Consider the following 20,061-nt stretch of genomic DNA (forward strand, 5'->3'; position numbering starts at 1 on the left):
GGAGCAGGTGTTCGGCCACATCAAGGACGAGTTCTTCCGCGGAAGGACGTGGCCGGACTTCGAGTCCTTCAAGGCGGACCTCGACGACTTCGTGGTCCATTGGAACACGAGGAGGCGCCAGGTTAAACTGAAGGGACTGACCCCGGAGGAGTTCCGGAGACAGTCCCTTGCGGCGTAGTTTTTATTTAAGCCGTCCAAGTTTTGGGGTGCAGTTCACACTGCCGGGGAGGGGCTTTATGCATTGCCAGATATCCGTCAATATCCGTTCTGCAATGCAGTTTCAGTGCGGTGAGAGCGTGTGGAAACATAACTACCTGCGATTTTGCTGCTACAAGGCACTCCATAACATCACGTTCAAGACTCTTAATCCCAAGGTCCAGGGTTCGACCCCCTGACGGCCCACCCAAAGATCGTTAAAGCGACTGGCTCAGGCTGGTCGCTTTTTTGTTGACCTCGCATGGGGTCGAACCCGTTGGGGCGCGGAGCTGAGGAAATGCGTAAGCATTTGCCAGCGCAGCGCGCAAGGCGCAAAGCGCCGCAGCGACCGCCTGCGCAGCAGGCTGACCCCCTGACGGCCCACCCAAAGATCGTTAAAGCGACTGGCTCAGGCTGGTCGCTTTTTTGTTGACCTCGCATGGGGTCGAACCCGTTGGGGCGCGGAGCTGAGGAAATGCGTAAGCATTTGCCAGCGCAGCGCGCAAGGCGCAAAGCGCCGCAGCGACCGCCTGCGCAGCAGGCTGACCCCCTGACGGCCCACCCAAAGATCGTTAAAGCGACTGGCTCAGGCTGGTCGCTTTTTTGTTGACCTCGCATGGGGTCGAACCCGAAAGGGCACAGCCGCTTTCACAGATCGAGCCTACCCTGGGGATCGGTAAAACCGTCAGTACCCTCCTTGAGTTTCTTCTCGTCTGTCTTCACGCGACGCTCGAGCTTTTTTGTATCCTCGGCAGGCGGTAGGTTCTCGGGGACAATTCCGCGGTCGATGAGGCTGCCACGCACGCTTGTGTTGTTCTCGACGTGCTCTTGCTTGATCTGGTCCAGGCCGTACAGGTCGTGTTCCTCGGCGTTGAAGGCCGTCATCGAGTTCGTAAGGTCCTTTGCTTTGATGAGGACATCGGCTAACCTGTCCGCCAATGCCGCGCTCTTGGGTACGCCGAGCTGCTGCTTCATTTCCGCCGTGCTTCTGCCGCCGAATAACGCCTCATCGCCCTTCGACTTGATGATCGCGAATCCTTTGGAGTCCACGCCGCGTTTGAACGCAATACCCGAGAGCTGTTTCTCTGAATCGGATAGCGAGTGACGCGCCTGCAAGCGCTGAATCTCTGCGAAGCGCTGCTCTATGAGCTCTTGGCGGCGCGTCTGCACGGCAAAGTATGCCTGGGCGAGCGCGATCTCTGGCTTGTTTGAATCTCCGTTCTGCGCGATTAAATAGCATGCATAGCGCGTAAGTTTGTAGTCTTTAACCGCGCGAGCGGCGACACCGGCAGTTACCATTTTCGTGGTGTCACGAAAATGGGAATCAACTGGAGTTTTGTTTGTTTCGCATGAGACTTTTGCCCTCTTAACAACTTCGGCGAAGTTCTCCCATCGAGTGTACCCCATGGGTTCCATTAAATCGCGTGCGAGCCAATACTCAACGCCGTCTTCCACATTGGCGTAGCTATCAAGTTCGATACGCCACTTCTCGATATCTCTACTGTCCATATCTCCTCCTCGCTGGTCTATTTTCTATGCGGGCTTTGCCCGCTCTGTATTCAGAATAAGGATACGCTGTCGTGCGGACACGAATGGGCCCCGTGCTGCTTCGAGCTCACGGGGCCCATGGATATCGATTGGTTGTGTTCTGCTTTAGATAGGTGTCCGGTTTAATCCGCTCGATAGTGCGACCCGAGACTTTCGGTTCGCTTGCGCATGGCTTTGACCATTTCCTGTGCTAGTCGAATCTGCGATTGCAGGCGGGCGAGGGCAGTGATTTCGCTGTCGTTGGCATGTGGCTTATTTAGAGCCGTGGCTTCGTCTTGCAGGCTTTCAAGCTGTTGCAGGGCCTCGGATAGGCCTGTTTCGGTCCTGTTGATCATGCAATAGGTGCTCATCGTGTGCCTAAGGCTGTGTGTCAGGCGTTCGGCATCTGTTGTGGCAATGCCGTACTGGGGGAGGGTGATATCCGCCTTCAGGGCTGCCTCAGGCTCCTTCTGCGCTGCAAGGGCTGCCGATGCGCCCGCGACGCGCCCGAACACGATGCCGTTGGCGCTTGACAAGCCACCAATGCGGTCGGCGCCGTGCATGCCGCCTGTCGCCTCGCCGCAAGCGTAGAGGCCCTCAACGCCCGTGTGCGCGGTCTTATCGATCTTGATGCCGCCGTTAGCGGCGTGGGCATACATCGCAACGCGCATCTCGTCGGTCGGCGCGATGCCGTGCTCGTCTTGCAGCCAGGTGGCAAAGGTCTGCACAAACTCTGGGACATCCTCGCGGGGGAAGTCGTAGTGGAGTGCCAGGCCTTCGACACCTGCCTGATCGATGACGAGATCGATAGCGCGGGAGGCCAAGCGTGACGTGAAGGGACCATATCCAGAGCGCTGCTCGAGCAGGTCGTTCAGCTTGTCGTCGGCAATATCTACCGGCTGGTCTACATGCACGTAGCGCCAGGTTTTCTCGTTGAAGACCAAGTTACGCCTGGGCTCGATGAAGCCGGGCATCATCTGCATGAACTCTATATTAGTAAGTGTTGCGCCGTGCGCCAGTGCGATGGCCTGCGAGGAGCTGAGCACATCAGCCGACGTAAGGCTGCGCTCGAACAGGCCGCCTGTGCCACCGGCTGCGATGATCGTGGCCTTGGCAGCAAAGGGCACGATTCGATTTTCGGTAAGGTCGTAGAGTACGGTTCCGGTTATTCTGCCGTTCGTGTCCTCAACAAGGTCGATAAGCTCATGGCGGGGGAGCAGGCGAATGCCGAGCGACTCGATCCAGGTCGTCAGAGCGTCCTCAAGGGGCTTGCGGGTGAGGCCGCGCCACATGCGCGTCTTGTGGTCAAAGCAGGGGATAAATTGCTTTTGTTGAGCACTCTTGGCGCTTTGCGGACGCTGGAGCTCAACGCCCAGGTCTTGCTCGAGCCAGTCAATCGCTTGGGGAATGCCGTGGACGAACGTTTGGACGAGTTCGGGGTCGGCGACACCGCCGCCGACGGTCTGGATGGTGTCGATGAGGTCCTGCTCGTCGTCTTCGTCGACGGGACCGATGAGGCCGAGGCCCCAGGTACCCGGGAAGAAGCTCGATCCACTCATGGTCTTGCCGGCGCTTGCCACAGTGACGGTTGCACCCGTGCGTGCCGCTTCGATGGCGGCACAAAGGCCCGCAATGCCAGATCCAATTACCAGTACATCAGTCGATTCCATCGGATTCCTTTCTCGTCCGGCGCATTGTCGCACGGGTGATCGGCAATGGGGCCGCAAAGACCCGTCAAATCGGTAAAGGGCAAATATGGCAGGTGGGCGTCATGGACGCTCTGACGCTCCATCTCTTCACATCTCGTATTTCGCCCCAGCTGATATATCGGCATTAGATACCCTGCGCCAGCGCAAACAAAAAGAGCCGCTACCCAGGTGGGTAGCGGCTCCAAAGCTCAACTATCTGAGCATCGCGCGGGCGCGATTAGGCCTTGAGGGCCTCTTCGACGGCGACAGCGCAGGCGACGGTGGCACCGACCATGGGGTTGTTGCCCATGCCGATGAGACCCATCATGTCGACGTGCGCAGGCACGGAGGAAGAACCGGCGAACTGGGCGTCGGAGTGCATGCGGCCCATGGTGTCGGTCATGCCGTAAGAGGCAGGGCCGGCGCCCATGTTGTCCGGGTGCAGGGTACGGCCAGTGCCGCCACCAGAAGCGACGGAGAAGTACTTCTTGCCAGCCTCGAGGCGCTCCTTCTTGTAGGTGCCAGCGACGGGGTGCTGGAAGCGCGTGGGGTTGGTGGAGTTACCGGTGATCGAGATGTCGACGTTCTCGTGCCACATGATGGCAACGCCCTCGCGGACGTCGTCGGCGCCGTAGCAGTTGACGGCGGCGCGGGGACCATCGGAGTAGGGGATGGTCTCGACGACCTTGAGCTCGCCCGTGAAGTAGTCGAACTGGGTCTTCACGTAGGTGAAGCCGTTGATGCGGGCGATGATCTGAGCAGCGTCCTTGCCCAGACCGTTGAGGATGACGCGCAGCGGCTTCTTGCGAGCCTTGTTGGCGTTCAGAGCCAGGCCGATAGCACCCTCAGCGGCAGCGAAGGACTCGTGACCGGCCAGGAAGGCGAAGCACTCGGTGTCGTCGGAGAGCAGCATAGCGCCCAGGTTGCCGTGGCCCAGACCGACCTTGCGGTCCTCGGCGACGGAGCCGGGAACGGTGAAGGCCTGGATGCCCTCGCCGATGATGGCGGCAGCCTCAGAAGCGGACTTGGCGCCACGCTTGACAGCGAGAGCGCAACCGAGGGTGTAGGCCCACTCGGCGTTCTGGAAGGCGATGGACTGGGTGTTGTTGACGATCTCACGCGGGTTGAAGCCCTTGTCGGTGCAGATCTGCAGAGCTTCCTCGAGGGAGGCGATGCCGTTGTCGGCGAGGCACTTGTTGATCTTGTCAGCGCGGCGCTCGTAACCTTCGAACGTAACAGTCATAGTTATTTCCCTCCCTTTCTACTCGTGAACCGGGAACACGCTGGCGACGGAGTGAGTCTCCTCGTCGGTGCGCGGGTCGATGTACTTGGCAGCGTTCTCCCACTGACCATAGTGGCCCATAGCGCCAGCGATGGCCTCCTCGGGGGTCTTGCCGGCCTTAACGGCGTCGGTGAACTTACCGAGGTTCAGGAACTCGAACGCGATGATCTCGTTCTTGTCGTTGAGAGCCATGCGGGTGACGTAGCCCTGAGCGAGCTCGAGGTAACGGGCGCCCTTGGCCTTGGTGCCGAACATGGTGCCGACCTGGGAGCGAAGGCCCTTGCCGAGGTCGTCGAGGGAGGCGCCCACGGGCAGGCCGCCCTCGGAGAACGCGGTCTGGCTGCGGCCGTAAACGATCTGCAGGAAGATCTCGCGCATAGCAACGTTGATGGCGTCGCAGACGAGGTCGGTGTTGAGGGCCTCGAGGATGGTCTTACCGGGAAGGATCTCGGAAGCCATGGCGGCAGAGTGGGTCATGCCCGAGCAGCCGATGGTCTCAACGAGGGCCTCCTCGATGATGCCGTCCTTGACGTTCAGCGTGAGCTTGCAGGCGCCCTGCTGAGGTGCGCACCAACCCACACCGTGCGTAAGACCGGAGATGTCGGTAATCTCCTTAGCCTGGACCCACTTGCCCTCCTCGGGGATGGGTGCGGGGCCGTGGTATGCACCCTTGGCAACGGGGCACATGTTCTCCACTTCCTGTGAGTACTGCATGCCTCTCCTCTCTATCGTGTTGGCGTCCCGTCTGGGGGTCGTGGCTGGCGATTGCCGGGCGACCCTTCGAAAGGGACATGACATGCAGCCCCTATAATACCGCGAAATGCACGGAATATTCGGCGAACGGCTCAGTTTTCGTAGCGAGAAGTCCGGAAGTTTTAATTGAAACGGTTTAACTCTATGTTCTGTGGTCGCGAACTTCCGTAGAGGGGGTCCGTCTTGGGCAAGCTATTGGTCAGCTCTTGTAAGCATTGCGGGGGTTGACCTGTTGCAACGGTGCCGTTCGCCGCCTGATTTCTGCCTTTGGCCGCGCGAGTGTATTGTTTTGCGTGAATGTTTTGATGGCACGCTTCAATCGTGCTGTATTGGATGGCAAGCAGATCCCGGCGAAGGGAGCGCCATGCAGCGCGTTTGGAGAACGGTTACCGGCTTTTACCATGTCTGTGCCCGCGGTACGGGCAGGCAGCTCATCTTTGAGGGCGATGAAGACCGGTGGGAGTTTTTGGAGCTGATGCGCGAGTGCTGCTGCGAGGAGGGTGTGACGGTTATCGCCTGGTGCCTTATGGGCAATCACGTGCATTTGGTGCTTACAGATTACGAGGACAGGATGAGCGCGGCGATGCACCGGTTGCTTTTGACGTACGCGCGGCGGTTCAATAAACGCACGGGGCGCACAGGGCATCTGTTCCAGAACCGTTTTGACCGGCGCTCGCTCGATACCGACTGGCAGGTGATGGAGGCTATTCGCTCCGTACACGCCGATCCGCAGGAGGCGGGCATCGGTCTCATTGAGCGTTATCCCTGGAGCAGCTTTGCGGAACATCTACGCTCTTACGACTGTGATGCGGCCGATGCCGCGAGGGGATTTTCTGATCCTTCTTGCGTGCTTGAACTTTTTGGTTCTGCCGAGGGCTTTATTGCCTATTCGCTTTCGACGCCCGACGGCAGCGAGCCGGCGCTGTGCGATATGAAAGATACAGAGTGGGAACGCCACGCCTTTGCCGACAAGTTGGCGAAGAGCCTCGGGGTTCCGCTCAATGGGGTTAAAACTGAACCGCCGGCGCAGCGCGATACCGTTATTGTTGGATTGAACAATGCCGGCTTTACGGTGCGCCAGATTGAGCGGTATACCGGGATTGGCAAAAGTACCGTCTCTCGTATCGTGCGCGCTTATGCTCAGGTGGACGCGCAGGTCGAGGGATCGAAATAAAGGCAGAAAAGAAAAATGGCCGAACCGCTCTTAGTCAAGCGATTCGGCCAACGAAATTCTTAAGATTTGGGATAAATACTACTGATTATTTTGCCCCTCGAGCATGCCGTCGAGGGTGCGCCAGGCGAGCTCGGCGCATTTGACGCGGGCGGGCATGTGCGAGATGTCCTGGAGCTGGGCGGCCTCGTCCAGGTCTTCCAGGTCCTCCTCGGAGAGCTGCTCGCCGCGGATCATGGCGAGGAAGAGCTCTGCCAGGCGGTGAGCTTCCTCGACGGTCTCGCCGGTGATGAGGTCGGCCATGATGTCGGCACTGGCCTGACTGATGGCGCAGCCGTGGCCGGTAAAGGAGGCCTCCTCGATCACGCCGTTCTCGACGCGCAGCTGCAAGGTGAGCTCGTCGCCGCAGCTGGGGTTGATGCCGTCGTGCTCGTGCGTGGGAGCATCCATCTCGTACTTATAGTCGGGGTGCGAGTTGTGCTCCATAAATGTGGTGGAGGTGTACAGATTACCCATTGAACGTGCTCCAAACGTGATGTAGGCCGGCGATGAACTTGTCGATGTCGGCCTTGTCGTTGTAGAAGGCCACGCTGGCGCGGCAGCAGGCGAGGTTCTCGACGCCCAGCCAGGTGAGCAGCGGCTGTGCACAGTGGTGGCCGGCGCGAATGCAGACGCCGTCCATGTCCATGATGCTCGCGACGTCGTGCGGGTGGATGCCCTTGACGTTAAAGCTCACAACGCCGTGGTGGTTGTCCCAATAGATGGAGCCGATGATCTGGACAAAGTCGAGCTGCATGAGCTCGCCCATCAGGTAGTGGACGAGTGCCTGCTCGCGGGCCTGGATGTTCTCGTAACCCACCGTGTTGACCAGGTAATCAAGGGCGGCGCCCGTGGCGAAGATGCCGGCGGCGTCCTGCGTGCCGGCCTCGAACTTCTCGGGGACGGGCGCCCAGACGGCTTCCTGCTCGGTGACAGAGTCGATCATTTCGCCGCCGGTGAGCATGGGCGGCATGGCGTTGAGCAGGTCCATCTTGCCCCACAGCACGCCGATGCCCATGGGGCCCATGGCCTTGTGCGCGCTAAAGGCAAAGAAATCGGCGCCCAGATCGGCCACATCGACCGGCATGTGCGGCAGCGACTGCGCGCCGTCGACGACCAGATAGCCGCCGTACTTGTGCACGAGCTTGCCGAGATTCTTGACCGGGTTCTCGACGCCCAGCACGTTAGACACCTGACCCACGGCCAAGATTTTGGTCTTGGGGCCCACCTTGGACAGAACCTCCTCGGTGGTGAGTTGACCGGTCTTGGTGGGGTAGAGGTAGACGAGCTTGGCGCCGGTCTCGCGGCAGACCTGCTGCCACGGAATCAGGTTGGAGTGGTGCTCCATGATGGTGATGACGACCTCGTCACCGGGCTCGAGCACCGTGGGTGCAAAGCTCTTGGCGACCAGGTTGAGCGACTCGCTCGTGTTGCGGGTGAAGACGACCTCGTTGGCCTGTGAGGCGCCGATGAGGTCGGCGATCTGCTGGCGGACCTTCGCGATGGCGTCGGTTGCCTCGACGGACAGCGAGTACAGGCCGCGCAGGGGGTTGGCGTTCATGCGCTGATAGAAGTCGCGCTCGGCGTCGAGCACACAGGCAGGGCGCTGCGCGGTGGCGGCGCTATCGAGGAAGGCGATCTCGGGGTGCTGCTGGAAGAGCGGGAACTGCGCCTTGTAGGGGTTGGTCTCGATGTCTACGGTGGGCCAGCCGCGCGAAGCCTCGTCGCTGGCGTCGAGCTCCATGGGCTCGGGGGCAGTGCAGGTATCGCATTTAACGTGCTCGGTGTCGATCATGCGAGCTCCTCTTCAAAGTTGTCGATCAGGTTGTTGCCCAAGCGGACGACGGCGGCGCGGGTGCGCTCGTCGGTCGCGGAAAGCGCGGCGTCCTCCAGCTTGGCGCGGATGAACAGGTCCTCGGCGGCATTTTGGTCAAGGCCGCGGCAGGCGAGATAGAACAGCTGCTCGTCGCGGACGTGGCCGATGGTGGCTCCGTGGTTGCCGGCGACGTCGTCCTCGTCGCAGAGAATGACGGGGACGGTCTTGTTGTCGACGCCCTTGTTGGCCAAAAGCACCGTCTCGCGCTCGGTGCCGGTTGCACCCTTGCAACCGTGCACGAGGTCGATGGTGCCGCGGTAGACCTTCTTGGACGTGCCGGTCAGCACGCCGTTGGCGTCGATCTCGCACTCGGTCTTGCGACCGCGGTGGCGCAGCTCGTAGTTAAAGTCGCGCACCTGCTCGCGGGCGCCCAGGTAGTCAGTATCGATGGTGACCTTGGCGGTATCGCCCAGCAGGTCGCCGGCAAGGCCGGTGGCGCTGGCGCCGGCACCCAGGACGGTGTGCTGCACGTTGACGCGCGCGCCCTCGTCCAGGAACAGGCCGGTGTCGTCGAGCGCGATCCAGCTATCGTCGAGCGTCTGCGTGCAGGTCACGTTGACGGTGGCGTACTCGTGAGCGCACACGCGTAGCACGGAGCCCACGACACCCTCGCCGGTAACGGGGGAGTCTAGGGCGACCTGCAGATCGAGCGTCGACTGGGGACGAGCGACGACGTCGACGGCGGCGATGGCCGCGGCGGCATCGACACCGCTCACGTGCACGGTAACCGTGGCGTGCTTGTATGTGGGCACATCGATGACGATGCGCTTGGTGGCGTGGTCGACCAGATAGGCGTAAGCAGCCTCGCCCATGCCGGTCTCAAAGGCCTCAGCAGGGGAGAGCTCCTCCTCGAGCTTGATGGCACCGGCCTGGTAGATGGAGGTGGCGGGCACGTCGAGCTCGGTCTCGGGCGTGATGCGGGCGCGGTCGGCGGCGTCGCCGGGGGCGGAGGCGCGGCGCCCGGGGAAGCGCTCGGCCATGGCGTCCATGGCGGCGTCGAACGCGTCTGCCATGCCGGTAAACTGCTCGTCCAAGCCCTCGACCTCAACGGCCCCGGTGGGAGCGGCGGCAAGCTCGTCAGAGAGCTCGAGCTTGGTCTGATTCATCTTCAGCCAACCCCAAGTGGCAGCTGGCATCGCATTGACCTGCTCAAGGGTGGTAGCAGCGGTGTTCGTGGTCTGGTTCATTATCCGATCGCTCCTTCCATCTCGAGCTTGATCAGGTTGTTCATCTCGACGGCGTACTCCAACGGCAGCTCCTTGGAGACCGGGTTGGCAAAGCCGTTGACGATCATGGTACGGGCCTCTTCCTCCGAGATACCGCGGCTCATCAGGTAGAACACCTTGTCGTCGCCGATACGTCCGATGGTGGCCTCGTGGCCGATGTCGACATTCTTGGCGCGGATGTCCATGGCGGGGATGGTGTCGGAGCGGCTCTGGTCGTCGAGCATGAGCGACTGGCAGCTCACGGTTGCCTTGGAACCCTCGGCCTTGGGCGTGGCCACGATGGAGCTGCGGAAGGTCTGGATGCCGCCGCTCTTGGAGATGCCCTTGGTCTCGACGGTTGCCGAGGTATCGGGCGCGTTGAGCACGACCTTGCAGCCGGTATCTAGGTTCTGGCCGGCGCCGGCAAAGGTGATGCCGGTAAAGCTCGAGCGGGCGCGGCGGCCGTTGAGCACGCTCATGGGGTAGAGGTAGCCCACGTGGCTGCCGAAGGAGCCACTGATCCACTCGATGTCGCCGTCCTCGTCCACGCGCGCACGCTTGGTGTTGAGGTTGTACATGTTCTTGGACCAGTTCTCGATGGTCGAGTAGCGCAGGTGCGCGCGCTTGCCCACAAAAAGCTCGACAGCGCCGGCGTGGAGGTTGGCCACGTTGTACTTGGGCGCGGAGCAACCCTCGATAAAGTGCAGGTCGGCATCGTCCTCGACGATGATGAGCGTGTGCTCAAACTGGCCGGCGCCCTTGGCGTTAAGGCGGAAGTAGCTCTGCAGCGGGAAGTCCAACTTGGTGCCCTTGGGCACGTAGACAAACGAGCCGCCCGACCATACGGCGCCGTGCAGGGCCGCAAATTTGTGGTCGGTGGGTGGGATGAGCGTCATAAACTTCTCGTGGATGAGCGGTTCCCACTGCGGGTCGTGCAGGGCTTCCTCAATACCAGAGTAGACGATGCCCATCTTGGAGGCGGTGTCCTGCATGTTGTGGTAGACGAGCTCGGAGTCGTACTGCGCGCCGACGCCTGCCAGGTAGCTGCGTTCGGCCTCGGGGATGCCCAGGCGCTCAAAGGTGTTCTTGATGTCGTCGGGCACCGACTCCCAGTCGTGCTTTTGGTCGGTGTTGGGCTTGACATAGGTGACGATGTTGTCCATGTCCAAGCCCTCGATGGAGGGGCCCCACGTCGGATCCGGGAAGCGGTTGAAAATCTCGAGGGACTTTAAGCGCAGGTCGAGCATCCACTGCGGCTCGTCCTTCTTGGCGCTGATCTCGCGCACGATGTCGGGCGTGATGCCGGCGTCGAGGCGCTCAAATCCCTCCTCGCTATAGGTGAAGTCGTAGAGGCTGCGGTCGATGTCCGCGACCTCGGTGCGGTTCTTGCTCATTGCGTTGCCCCTTTACGCCTGCTGCTCGGCAGCGGCGGCCTCGGCCTGGGCGCGCTGCTCGGCGGCCTCGCGCTCGAAGGTCTCAAAGCCGTTCTTGTCGATCCAGGGGATCAGCGAGGCGTCGTCCTCGCGCACGATGTGGCCCTTGACCATAACGTGGACGCGGTCGACATTCAGGTGCTCCAGGATGCGCGTGTTGTGCGTGATGATGAGCATGGAGCCGTCGCAGCTCTTGCGGTAGGCGTCCATGCCATGACTGACGGTGGAAAGGGCGTCGACGTCCAGGCCGGAGTCAGTCTCGTCCAGGATGGCCAGCTTGGGCTGCAGCAGCAGAAGCTGGAGCATTTCGACCTTCTTTTTCTCGCCGCCCGAGAAGCCCACGCCCAGCTCGCGGTTGAAGTAGGCGGTATCCATGTTGAGCTCGGCCGCGAGCTCCTTGACGCGACGGCGGAACTCCTTGCCCTTCATCTCCAGGCCGGGGCGGCCGGCGATGCTGGCGCGCAAAAAGCTCGACAGCGGCACGCCCGGAATCTCGACCGGGGCCTGGAAGCTTAGGAACAGGCCGGCGCGCGAGCGCTTGTCGGTGGTGAGCTCAGTGATGTCCTGGCCGTCAAAGACGATGCGGCCGTCGTTGACCGTGTAAACGGGGTCGCCCATGACCAGGTGGCCGAGGGTGGACTTGCCGGCGCCGTTGGGTCCCATCAGAACGTGGGTCTCGCCGGCGGCGACGTTGAGGTTGACGTTGTGGAGGATGGTCTTCTCGTCCACGGAGGCGGTCAGACCTTCGATGGAAAGCAGCGGATTTGCGCTCATGCTGTCCCTCTCTGTATATGGTGTACTCATAGGTGTACTAAACCCTAGGAATCTTCTCGGAATAAAGTTACTATGGGTTCGGCGTTAGTCAAGGGAAAACCCGACTAATCCACTCGACTTTTTAGATGAGGGACATAAAATCAGGTTTGTTTGCCCCGCGTGCATAGGATTTGGGCAAACAAGCCTGGTTTTGTCCCAGTAACGATGGGAGGGTAGGTATGCTCATTTCTTCTAAGGGCCGCTATGCCCTCCGACTGATGATCTATATCGCGGCGCTGGGCGACGCCGAGGGCAAGATTGCCCTGCGCGAGGTTGCCGACCGCGAGCATATCTCGCAAAAGTATCTGGAGCAGCTGGTTCGTCCGCTTATGAAGGCGGGCCTGCTTAAGAGCGTGCGCGGCAAGGGCGGCGGCTACATGATGGCCAAGGACCCGGCCGAGGTGCGTGCCGGCGACATCCTGCGCGCCGTCGAGGGCAGCACGGCTCCGGTGGCGTGCGACGGCATCGACAACAGTTGCGCCCGCAGCGATCTGTGCTCGACCGTCAAGTTCTGGCGCGGTCTGGACGACGTGATCGAAAAGTACGTCGACGGCGTGACGTTGGCCGACTTGGCCGCCGTCCCCGAGATCAACTTTGACATTAAGCTGTAGGTTGAGCGCAATTCCTTAAGATTTCGCGGAGGGTTGTTGCCGTTTACCGAGGGGTTGTTGTGCAACAACGGGCGAGCTGCAATACTTATTTTTATCTTTGCAAACTGAACTTTAACTACACCAATGCAGGGAGGATCTTATGCAGCCCAAGCATTCTGCGATTGTCGCGGGCCTGACGCTGGCGCTTTCGTTTGGCGCCGTTTCCGCGCCGGCACCCGCCGCTGCCGAGGAGCCCACGCCAGGCGTTGCCTCGGATGCCACCGATATCGATAAGGGTCTCTACACCCAGCAGTCTTTCTCGGGCGTGCTGAGGTCGGTCCAGGGTGTCTCGTTTGTCAACGTGACTCCCGAGATGAAGTACTTCACCAAATATGAGAGCCATGGCAACTATAACCAGGGCTTTTCGTATGGCGACGGCTATAACGCGCTGGGCTATTACCAGTTCGACCGCCGTTGGTCGCTCATCCCGTTTATGAAGCAGGCCTACAACTACAACCCTGAAAAATACAGCATGCTCAAGGATGCGATTGATCGCGGCAGCGAGATCTCCAACACGAGCAATGCCATGTACGAGAACGGCCAGCTCACCGAGTTGGCCCGTATCGCTCAGGATGCCTTCCAAGGTGCGTACAACACCGATCCTGTTGAGTTCTCAGCACTTCAAGATGCCTATGCGTACAACTCGTACTATGCGGTGACCGAGGCGTGGCTCAAGAGCGGCCTTGGTATTGATATTTCGGGCCGTGCCGATTGCGTCAAGGGCATGGTGTGGAGCATTACCAACATGTGCGGCACCGGTGGCTGCAGGGACTTCTTCCGCTGGGCGAATCTTTCTAATGATATGACTGACCGTGAGTTTGTGACGGCGCTCTCCAATAGCGTGGTCAACAATGTCGCCACCAAGTATTCGAGCCAGCCCCAGTATCATGAGGGCTGGAAGAACCGTTATAAGAATGAGCTGAAGGACTGCTTGGCTTATATCGCCGAGGACGAGGCCGCTGCCGCTGCGACGCCCGTGCAGCCCGAGCCTACACCGGCGCCCTCGCCGACACCTGATTCGAATGACGACTCGAGTGACGATGCCAACGATGACAGGATGGATGCGCCCTCGACCGATGCTGACGGTAATGGCTCTGCTGGTGGCACTACCAACGACGGCTCTACCTCGAACGGCTCCAATTCGAACGGCTCTGCTGCGGGCGATTCGTCTTCAAGCTCTGCCGGCAATACGGACAGCGACGCTTCTGGTTCGACCGACGCTGACACCTCTAACTCATCCACCGGCTCGAGCGATTCGTCCGTTGACACCGGCTCTAACAACGGCTCTGGCTCTGACGCAACCCCTGATTCCGATGCTTCCAAGGACGACTCGAATAAGGCGCCGGACGCTCCCGTTGCTTCGCCGGACAAGAAGCCTTCTTTCTCCGAGCAGCTTGGTTCTACGCTGGGTTCTTCGCTGATGGCTGGCGTCAATAACGGCTCGGCCCAGAACAAGGACAACTCTGATCAGGCTTCCACGGAAAAGACCGAAGCCGCAAAGGGCGACTCCAAGGATAAGGCTTCCGAGAAGGTTGAATCCGATAAGGGTTCTAGCTCTGATGAGAAGGACGACAAGTCCGCTCAGAAGAAGGACGAGGACAAGAAGTCTGAATCTGAGGAGAAGGACAAGAACAAGGACAAGACCGAGGACGGAAAGCAGCAGGGCGAGGACAGCAGTAAGGGCAACACCGACAACCAGAACCAAGAGCAAAATGACTCCAAGACGGTGACCACTACAACCACCACTACAACGACTAAGACTTCGGGCGGTAACATGCCCAAGACGGGCGACCTTATCGTTATGGCGAGCCTTGCCAGCGCGAGCTTGGCCACGCTGGGCGCTACGTCTATCGTAAGTGGTAAGCATAAGCTCGATCAGCAGAAGAAGGCTTCTGGGGAGGACGACTCGGGGGAGTAGGCTCTCAGTTGCCAGATAACTAAATAGTCGGGACGGGGTCCGGTGCGAATGTATCGGGCCCCGTTTTGTTGTGCAACGATTTGTTATGCCCCCTCGGGGCGTCAGTTGCTACCGTTGCCCGAAACCTTTGCAGGTCGATATTGTTGCGCTCCGCCTGCTCGTTACAATAGGCATCGTGCTGCGTTAGAGGGAGGGTTTACGGTGTCTGAACAGGTGAATTGTGGTTTTACTCATGCGTTTGGTGCGCGGTTGCTCAATCATGCGGATAACGCAGCTCTACCGGTTGATGTTCACGACTTTTCCGATGCAATCAATCGGTATTTACTCGTCGATAAGACCATGTTTATTGCCGATATGTTGGATTGTGAGGCATCCGTCGCGTTTTGCTGCCGACCCAAGGGTTTTGGCAAGAGCATGAACTTGTCGATGCTCAAATGCTATTTGGAACGACCTGATCACCGGCGGCCGGATCGAAGCCCGTTCGTCTGCACCCAGATTTGGCAGGCGGGCGGCGGTCGCTATCGTGATGAGTACGCGTGTTATCCGGTCATCATGCTCGACTTTTCAGCTGTCGCTGTGAGGCGCGACGCTGATGCTGCGGCGGCTATTCGCAGCGCCGTCGCGCACGAGTGCGCCCGATTGCTGCCGCTGCTTGCCGCGCCTGATCTGTCAAGACGTGAGGTTCGTCTTATCGAGAGGGCGGCGCGTGGGGTGGCCAGCGATAGAGAGATCGATGCGGCGCTAGGCGTGCTTATTAAGCTGCTCCAGACAGCTTTCGATGAGCAGGTTGTTCTTCTGATAGACGACTACGACGCGGTATGTCCAAAGCGTTTGGACACTAAGGACTACGGTAGCATGGATTCCCTAGAGTCGCTCAGCCGGATGTTGTTCGACACCATTGCCGACGCCGGCGATTTGTTGCGATTGACGTGCCTTATGGGCGAGCGCCCCGGTCCTGCCGAGTTTGCGTTGTCCCAACGTGGGGTTTCCTATCGGTCGGCGACGCCGCTGTCGAGTTGGTGTGATCGATGGTTCGGTTTTTCGGACGACGAAGTCCAGGTACTGTTGGATCGCATCGGTCGCAACGGCTGTCTGGATGACGCGCGTGAGTGGCTCGAGGGTTATCTGTTTGGTGGTTTTTATTGTTCGATCCCGGAGCGTGTGGTGGACTACGCACATCGCGGTTGCGTCGCGCCCGTTCGGACAGATCTGTATGGTTGCGCCGATCGTCTGAGCGCATACGTCGGTGACTGGAATCTCATGCGCCTGTCCGCATTGTTCGATTTGCTTGAGCCGCATGGGTTTATTGAGGCGTCGGTGCATGTGCATGCCGAGGAGGCCGATGCCGCCAAGCCCGAAGATATCTGGACTGCGCTGTATCTGTCTGGATTCCTTACCACGGACATGACGGGGCATTCGGAGGACGGCGTGCGCCTTCGTTCCCTGCGTCTGCCTAACAACGAAGTACGTCAGGCGCTCCGTCTTGTAATTCTGGAATGGTTTGAGTGCGCCGTTGAGGACGTTCGAGTTATCGACTCGTTCCATGACGGGCTGTGTCGTGGAGACGAGGACGCTGTAAAGCAAGCTTTGAGCTGTGCTATCGGCGATCTGGGCATCGATGTGGGCCAATCAGATATGCCGACAGCCTATCATCTGGCGCTGCAGGGGCTCTGCTTTGGACTGCCCGGCTATTGCAATCCCAGCTCCAAGCGAAGTGGCGTTTCGGATCGCTGGGATATCCAGGTGATTCCCACCGGTCGGGTGTTTGACGTGGCCGACACGCTCGGCATACTCGACGAGCGCCCGCTGATAACGATCAACATGATGTACGACCCTGGCGTCGATGCCCTGGGCCTAGAACTGTTAGCGGTTCAGGCGCTGCTCGAAATCGAGCGCAACGGCATCGATGATATTCGCGTGCCACGCCCCGCCGTCGGGCGGATGCGCTGGGGCTTTGGCTTTGACGGGCAGCGTGTGTCCGTGGTGTGCCAACGGTTGTAGGGGATGGCGAAAGCCCTTTACTGTTCCGCGTCCTTCATGGGCGGCATGGGCTTCCAGTCGGGATCCTTGATGATCTTGCGGGCATCCTTCATGCCGCGGCGCAGCGCCGGAATGCCGGTCTTAAAGCATTTGTCGACCGCGGCCAGGCGAATGAATTCCTTGCAGAAGGTTGCGGCATTGCCCAAGCGGAACAGCATGGGGTGGTAGTCACCGTAGATCTGCATATAGCGAGCGAGGAAGCCTCGGTTGCGCATGATGTAGTAGCGGTTGGTGTCGCTCGTGGAGTTGAGCTGTCGTTTGCCGGCGATGTCCCAGTTAGAGACGGCGCGGGCGCGCTTGAGCACCACGTCGGCAACAACGGCGGCGGGGAAGTGCTGGCTGGCCACGTAGCCATAGCAGGCATCGTCGCCGTAGATAAAGAAGCGCGCGTCGGGCAGGCCAATCTTGTCGACCACGCGGCGCGAGAACATGCCGCCCTCAAAGCACAGCTGGTTCATGGCGCGGTAGCCCTCGGGACCCAGATCCCACTTGGCGATGGGGTTAGGGATGCCGAGCGAAAGGATGAGCTGGTACTGCCAAAAGAAAGCGCCGCCGTCAAAGTCCAGGCGCGAACCCTGGATGACATCGTAGCGGTCGGTCCACTTGGCAAGACGCTCGATGCCTTCGGGGATGACGAGCACGTCGTCGTCCATCACCCAGAACCACTGGGCGCCCAGGTCGTAGGCGCATTTGGTGCCGGCGGAGAAGCCGCCCGCACCGCCGCCGTTTTCGAGCTGCGGGGCGTAGATGACACGGTCGGTGCCGCCCTGCGCGTCGGGCTGCTCGGTGTCGATGCCCCACAGGTTGGCCAGGCGCTCGTTGAATGCGGTGCACATGGCCTCGGTCTCGCGCGAATTCTCGTTATCGACAATCACGATGCGCCAGGGCGTTGCCGTGAGCTCGGTCATAGAGTCGAACAAGTTGGCCAGGAGTTCCTGGCGCTTGTACGTAACGACGACGATGGCGAGCTTATCGATGGGAGCGGGAAGGGTTGAAGGCATGGGGCAATATATCCTTTCACGCGCGGCGGGCGAGCGCTGCACGGAAGCTATCGAATACGTCCTTGGGACTGTCCTATTGTAAAGGCTCGGCGCACCTTAGCGGCAAGCTTTGAATAAAACGCAGGAACCTGCCATGGGCCCGCCGCATGACGTGGGGCTGCTTTGCCCGCAAGAGGCTCCATAGATTATATAAACGCCCGCTGGCACGCTGACCCTTTGATACCATGAAACGACAGGTATTTCCTAAGGAGCACATTTGTCTACTAACGCCTCTGGCAGCCCTGTTCTGTCGCTGCTTATTCCCATTTACAATGTTCAGCGCTACCTGCGCGAGTGTCTCGATTCCGCCCTGGCGCAGACGCTCAAGGATATTGAGATCATTTGCATTAACGACGGGTCGACCGACAACTCGCCGGCGATTATCCGCGAGTATATGGAGCGCGATGGGCGCGTCAAGATGATTGACAAAGCCAACAGCGGCTACGGCGACTCGATGAACCACGGTCTGGAGATGGCGCGTGGCAAGTACGTTGGTATCTTGGAGTCCGATGACTTTATGGCGTCCGACGCACTCGAAAAGCTTGTCTCGGCCGCCGATACCAATAATGCCGACTTTGCGAAGGCGAACTTTGATTTCTACTGGTCTAAGCCCGAGGAGCGCCGTTCGCTACACGAGATGTTTAGACCTCGGGATTGCGGCAAGCCGGTGCACCCGAGCGATACGACACAGTTCTTTAAGCAAAAGCCGTCGATTTGGTCGGCCGTGTACCGTCGCGATTTTCTTGAGCGCAACGGCATTAAGTTCCTGCCGACTCCGGGGGCATCCTTTCAGGACACGTCATTCGCCTTTAAGGTGATCGCGTGCGCAGATAAGGCTGTTTATCTGCATGATGCCGTGTTGTCGTATCGCCAGGACAACGAGAATTCCTCGGTCAATTCTTCGGCTAAGGTCTTTTGCGTCAATACCGAGTATGCCGAGATTGAGCGTTGGATTCGAGAGGATTATGCCCGCGACCACGCAAGTGATGACGTCGCGCGCATGCTCATGTTCAATCAGCTCATTAAGTACGATTCGTACATGTGGAACTACGTGCGCCTGGCGCCTAAGTTCTATAAGGAGTTCCTGGTTCAGATGGCCAAGGAATTTCAGGCGGCCTTGGACGCGGGGGAGTTTTCGCTTGACGACCTCAAGCCGTGGAAGCGCGCGAACCTCGCTGCCATCCTCAAAGATCCTGAGGGCTGGGTTGACGAACATCCGAGCTTTGCGACGGATGGTGCCTTGGGGCGTGCTAAGTATTACGCCTCGGTTGGAGGCCCAGGCGTGGTCGCCGCTTTCCTCATCGAATCGCTGAGGGGGTAGGTCGGCATGGGAGAGGCCTCGTGTCCTAAAGCTACCATTGTCGTCCCCGTTTACAACTCTGCGCGCTCCATTCAGCGATGCCTCGATTCGCTGTTGGCCCAGTCTGAGCGTTCGATTCAGGTTGTCTGCGTCAACGACGGTTCGACTGATGATTCGTTGAACGTGTTGCTCCAGATTGCGCAGGCCGACGATCGCGTACTGGTGATTGACCAGGAAAACGCGGGTGTCTCGTGTGCTCGAAATGCCGGTATCGATGTCGCCGAGGGCGAGACCGTCTTTTTTGTGGACGCCGACGATTACATCGATGCCCAGACGGTCGAGCGCGTGCTGCATGCCATGGAGTCTGCGGATGCCGAGGCCGCCGTTTTTGGCGGCGTCTGTAAACCTGCCGATGCTGCCCCCAAACGCGTCCAGCAACTCATGAGCCCCAAAGCTGGTACCTTCGGCGCCCGCGATCCTCAACTGCTGTTCCATTCGAATGCGCAGCCCTATGCCTGCCGTGCGGCTTTTTCGCGCGAGCTGCTCAATCGCGAAGGCATTCGCTTCGCCCCCGGTTTGGCTTTGGGCGAGGACGTCGTCTTCCAATTTGCGGCTTATGCGCTTGCCCGCAGGACCGTCGTCATGCCTGACAAGTTCTACCACTACGTGATGGAGAGCGAATCGGCGACGCACGAGTTCAACAGTGCCGAGGCGCGCGCCAAAAAGCTTGACGCCCACATGAAGATGCTCGAGGAGGTCTTGGAAGACTGGGCGGCCTATGGTCTTTTGGACCTGTGTCCCGGCGAGCTGATAACTTGGTTTTTGGACCTAATTGTGTTCGATCTGGCGCGCTTGGATGCCGATGACTTCCATCGCGTGGCGGCTCGCGTCAACATGGACCTCACGACGTTTTTGGGAACGGAGTGGGCGGATATGCCTGCTAAGGGTGCCGTTCGCCGTGTTGCCCACAAGCTCGTTGCGGCGACCTCGGGCGTTTCGATGGCAGACGCCACGCTGTTCTATCTTTCGACTCGCGGTCTCAAAGCCTGCCTGGAGCGCTTTCTATAATTCCAAGCGCTGCCGCCCGCCGCAACTCGGCTGCTAAAATAACCCTGTTACACGCTATTCAAC

General features: G+C 59.8%; 17 protein-coding genes. 7 read left to right on the forward strand and 10 right to left on the reverse strand.

What is annotated here, in order from left to right; all coding sequences use genetic code 11:
• The first annotated feature begins 7 nt into the window (after nucleotides 1-7).
• Nucleotides 8-178 carry an IS3 family transposase gene (locus I4W09_RS10530; RefSeq protein ID WP_271756774.1) on the forward strand — a complete coding sequence of 57 codons (171 nt, stop codon included), beginning with the start codon at nucleotides 8-10 and terminating at the stop codon, nucleotides 176-178.
• Nucleotides 179-843: 665 nt separating this feature from the next.
• On the opposite strand, the gene dinD is transcribed toward I4W09_RS10530, so the two are convergent.
• The 4 genes from dinD to I4W09_RS05265 form a co-directional block, all read right to left on the reverse strand.
• Nucleotides 844-1,704, reverse strand: a complete 861-nt coding sequence (dinD, locus tag I4W09_RS05250) for a DNA damage-inducible protein D (protein ID WP_196032564.1) — start codon at nucleotides 1,702-1,704, stop codon at nucleotides 844-846.
• A 161-nt stretch (nucleotides 1,705-1,865) separates the two neighbouring features.
• On the reverse strand, nucleotides 1,866-3,392 hold the full coding sequence (locus I4W09_RS05255) for an FAD-dependent oxidoreductase (RefSeq protein ID WP_196032567.1): 1,527 nt from the start codon (nucleotides 3,390-3,392) through the stop codon (nucleotides 1,866-1,868).
• A gap of 256 nt (nucleotides 3,393-3,648) precedes the next feature.
• Entirely contained in the window at nucleotides 3,649-4,653 is a 1,005-nt protein-coding gene (locus tag I4W09_RS05260; RefSeq protein WP_006235553.1) for a GGGtGRT protein, read from the reverse strand.
• Between the two features lie 18 nt (nucleotides 4,654-4,671).
• Nucleotides 4,672-5,406 carry an iron-sulfur cluster assembly scaffold protein gene (locus I4W09_RS05265; protein ID WP_117816822.1) on the reverse strand — a complete coding sequence of 245 codons (735 nt, stop codon included), beginning with the start codon at nucleotides 5,404-5,406 and terminating at the stop codon, nucleotides 4,672-4,674.
• A 403-nt stretch (nucleotides 5,407-5,809) separates the two neighbouring features.
• Here I4W09_RS05265 and I4W09_RS05270 point away from each other — a divergent pair, with 403 nt between their 5' ends.
• Nucleotides 5,810-6,619: a transposase gene (locus I4W09_RS05270; protein WP_196032570.1), complete on the forward strand. Its 810-nt coding sequence runs from the start codon at nucleotides 5,810-5,812 to the stop codon at nucleotides 6,617-6,619.
• Between the two features lie 78 nt (nucleotides 6,620-6,697).
• Here the strand turns inward: I4W09_RS05270 and sufU are convergent, their stop codons facing one another.
• The 5 genes from sufU to sufC are packed head-to-tail and all read right to left on the reverse strand — an operon-like array spanning nucleotide 6,698 to nucleotide 11,943.
• Nucleotides 6,698-7,132, reverse strand: a complete 435-nt coding sequence (gene sufU / locus I4W09_RS05275; protein WP_055286548.1) for a Fe-S cluster assembly sulfur transfer protein SufU — start codon at nucleotides 7,130-7,132, stop codon at nucleotides 6,698-6,700.
• Nucleotides 7,125-8,450, reverse strand: a complete 1,326-nt coding sequence (locus I4W09_RS05280; RefSeq protein WP_230318691.1) for an aminotransferase class V-fold PLP-dependent enzyme — start codon at nucleotides 8,448-8,450, stop codon at nucleotides 7,125-7,127. The genes sufU and I4W09_RS05280 overlap by 8 nt, the downstream gene beginning before the upstream one ends.
• The gene (locus tag I4W09_RS05285) at nucleotides 8,447-9,718 is read right to left on the reverse strand and encodes a SufB/SufD family protein (RefSeq protein ID WP_196032573.1); all 1,272 of its coding nucleotides are present in this window, start codon (nucleotides 9,716-9,718) and stop codon (nucleotides 8,447-8,449) included. Before I4W09_RS05285 ends, I4W09_RS05280 begins: the two co-directional genes overlap by 4 nt.
• A complete protein-coding gene (gene sufB, locus I4W09_RS05290) occupies nucleotides 9,718-11,130 on the reverse strand; it encodes a Fe-S cluster assembly protein SufB (protein WP_196032576.1) in 1,413 nt (470 codons plus the stop codon). Before sufB ends, I4W09_RS05285 begins: the two co-directional genes overlap by 1 nt.
• A 12-nt stretch (nucleotides 11,131-11,142) precedes the next feature.
• Nucleotides 11,143-11,943 (reverse strand): Fe-S cluster assembly ATPase SufC, encoded by an 801-nt coding sequence (sufC, locus tag I4W09_RS05295; protein WP_196032579.1) that lies wholly within the window; start codon nucleotides 11,941-11,943, stop codon nucleotides 11,143-11,145.
• A gap of 218 nt (nucleotides 11,944-12,161) precedes the next feature.
• Here sufC and I4W09_RS05300 point away from each other — a divergent pair, with 218 nt between their 5' ends.
• The 3 genes from I4W09_RS05300 (at nucleotide 12,162) to I4W09_RS05310 (ending at nucleotide 16,551) form a co-directional block, all read left to right on the forward strand.
• Nucleotides 12,162-12,593: an RrF2 family transcriptional regulator gene (locus I4W09_RS05300; RefSeq protein ID WP_117770222.1), complete on the forward strand. Its 432-nt coding sequence runs from the start codon at nucleotides 12,162-12,164 to the stop codon at nucleotides 12,591-12,593.
• Nucleotides 12,594-12,732: 139 nt separating this feature from the next.
• Nucleotides 12,733-14,550 (forward strand): VgrG-related protein, encoded by a 1,818-nt coding sequence (locus I4W09_RS05305; protein WP_196032582.1) that lies wholly within the window; start codon nucleotides 12,733-12,735, stop codon nucleotides 14,548-14,550.
• Nucleotides 14,551-14,751: 201 nt separating this feature from the next.
• Entirely contained in the window at nucleotides 14,752-16,551 is a 1,800-nt protein-coding gene (locus I4W09_RS05310; RefSeq protein ID WP_196032585.1) for an AAA family ATPase, read from the forward strand.
• A gap of 17 nt (nucleotides 16,552-16,568) precedes the next feature.
• Here I4W09_RS05310 and I4W09_RS05315 read toward each other — a convergent pair whose 3' ends face one another.
• Nucleotides 16,569-17,591: a glycosyltransferase gene (locus I4W09_RS05315; RefSeq protein WP_196032588.1), complete on the reverse strand. Its 1,023-nt coding sequence runs from the start codon at nucleotides 17,589-17,591 to the stop codon at nucleotides 16,569-16,571.
• Nucleotides 17,592-17,847: 256 nt separating this feature from the next.
• Here I4W09_RS05315 and I4W09_RS05320 point away from each other — a divergent pair, with 256 nt between their 5' ends.
• Entirely contained in the window at nucleotides 17,848-18,951 is a 1,104-nt protein-coding gene (locus tag I4W09_RS05320) for a glycosyltransferase family 2 protein (protein ID WP_196032591.1), read from the forward strand.
• A gap of 6 nt (nucleotides 18,952-18,957) precedes the next feature.
• Nucleotides 18,958-19,998 carry a glycosyltransferase family 2 protein gene (locus tag I4W09_RS05325; protein WP_196032594.1) on the forward strand — a complete coding sequence of 347 codons (1,041 nt, stop codon included), beginning with the start codon at nucleotides 18,958-18,960 and terminating at the stop codon, nucleotides 19,996-19,998.
• Nucleotides 19,999-20,061 lie beyond the last annotated feature (63 nt).

The sequence above is a fragment of the Collinsella aerofaciens genome, from assembly GCF_015670795.1.
GTDB classification, from domain to species: domain Bacteria; phylum Actinomycetota; class Coriobacteriia; order Coriobacteriales; family Coriobacteriaceae; genus Collinsella; species Collinsella aerofaciens_Q.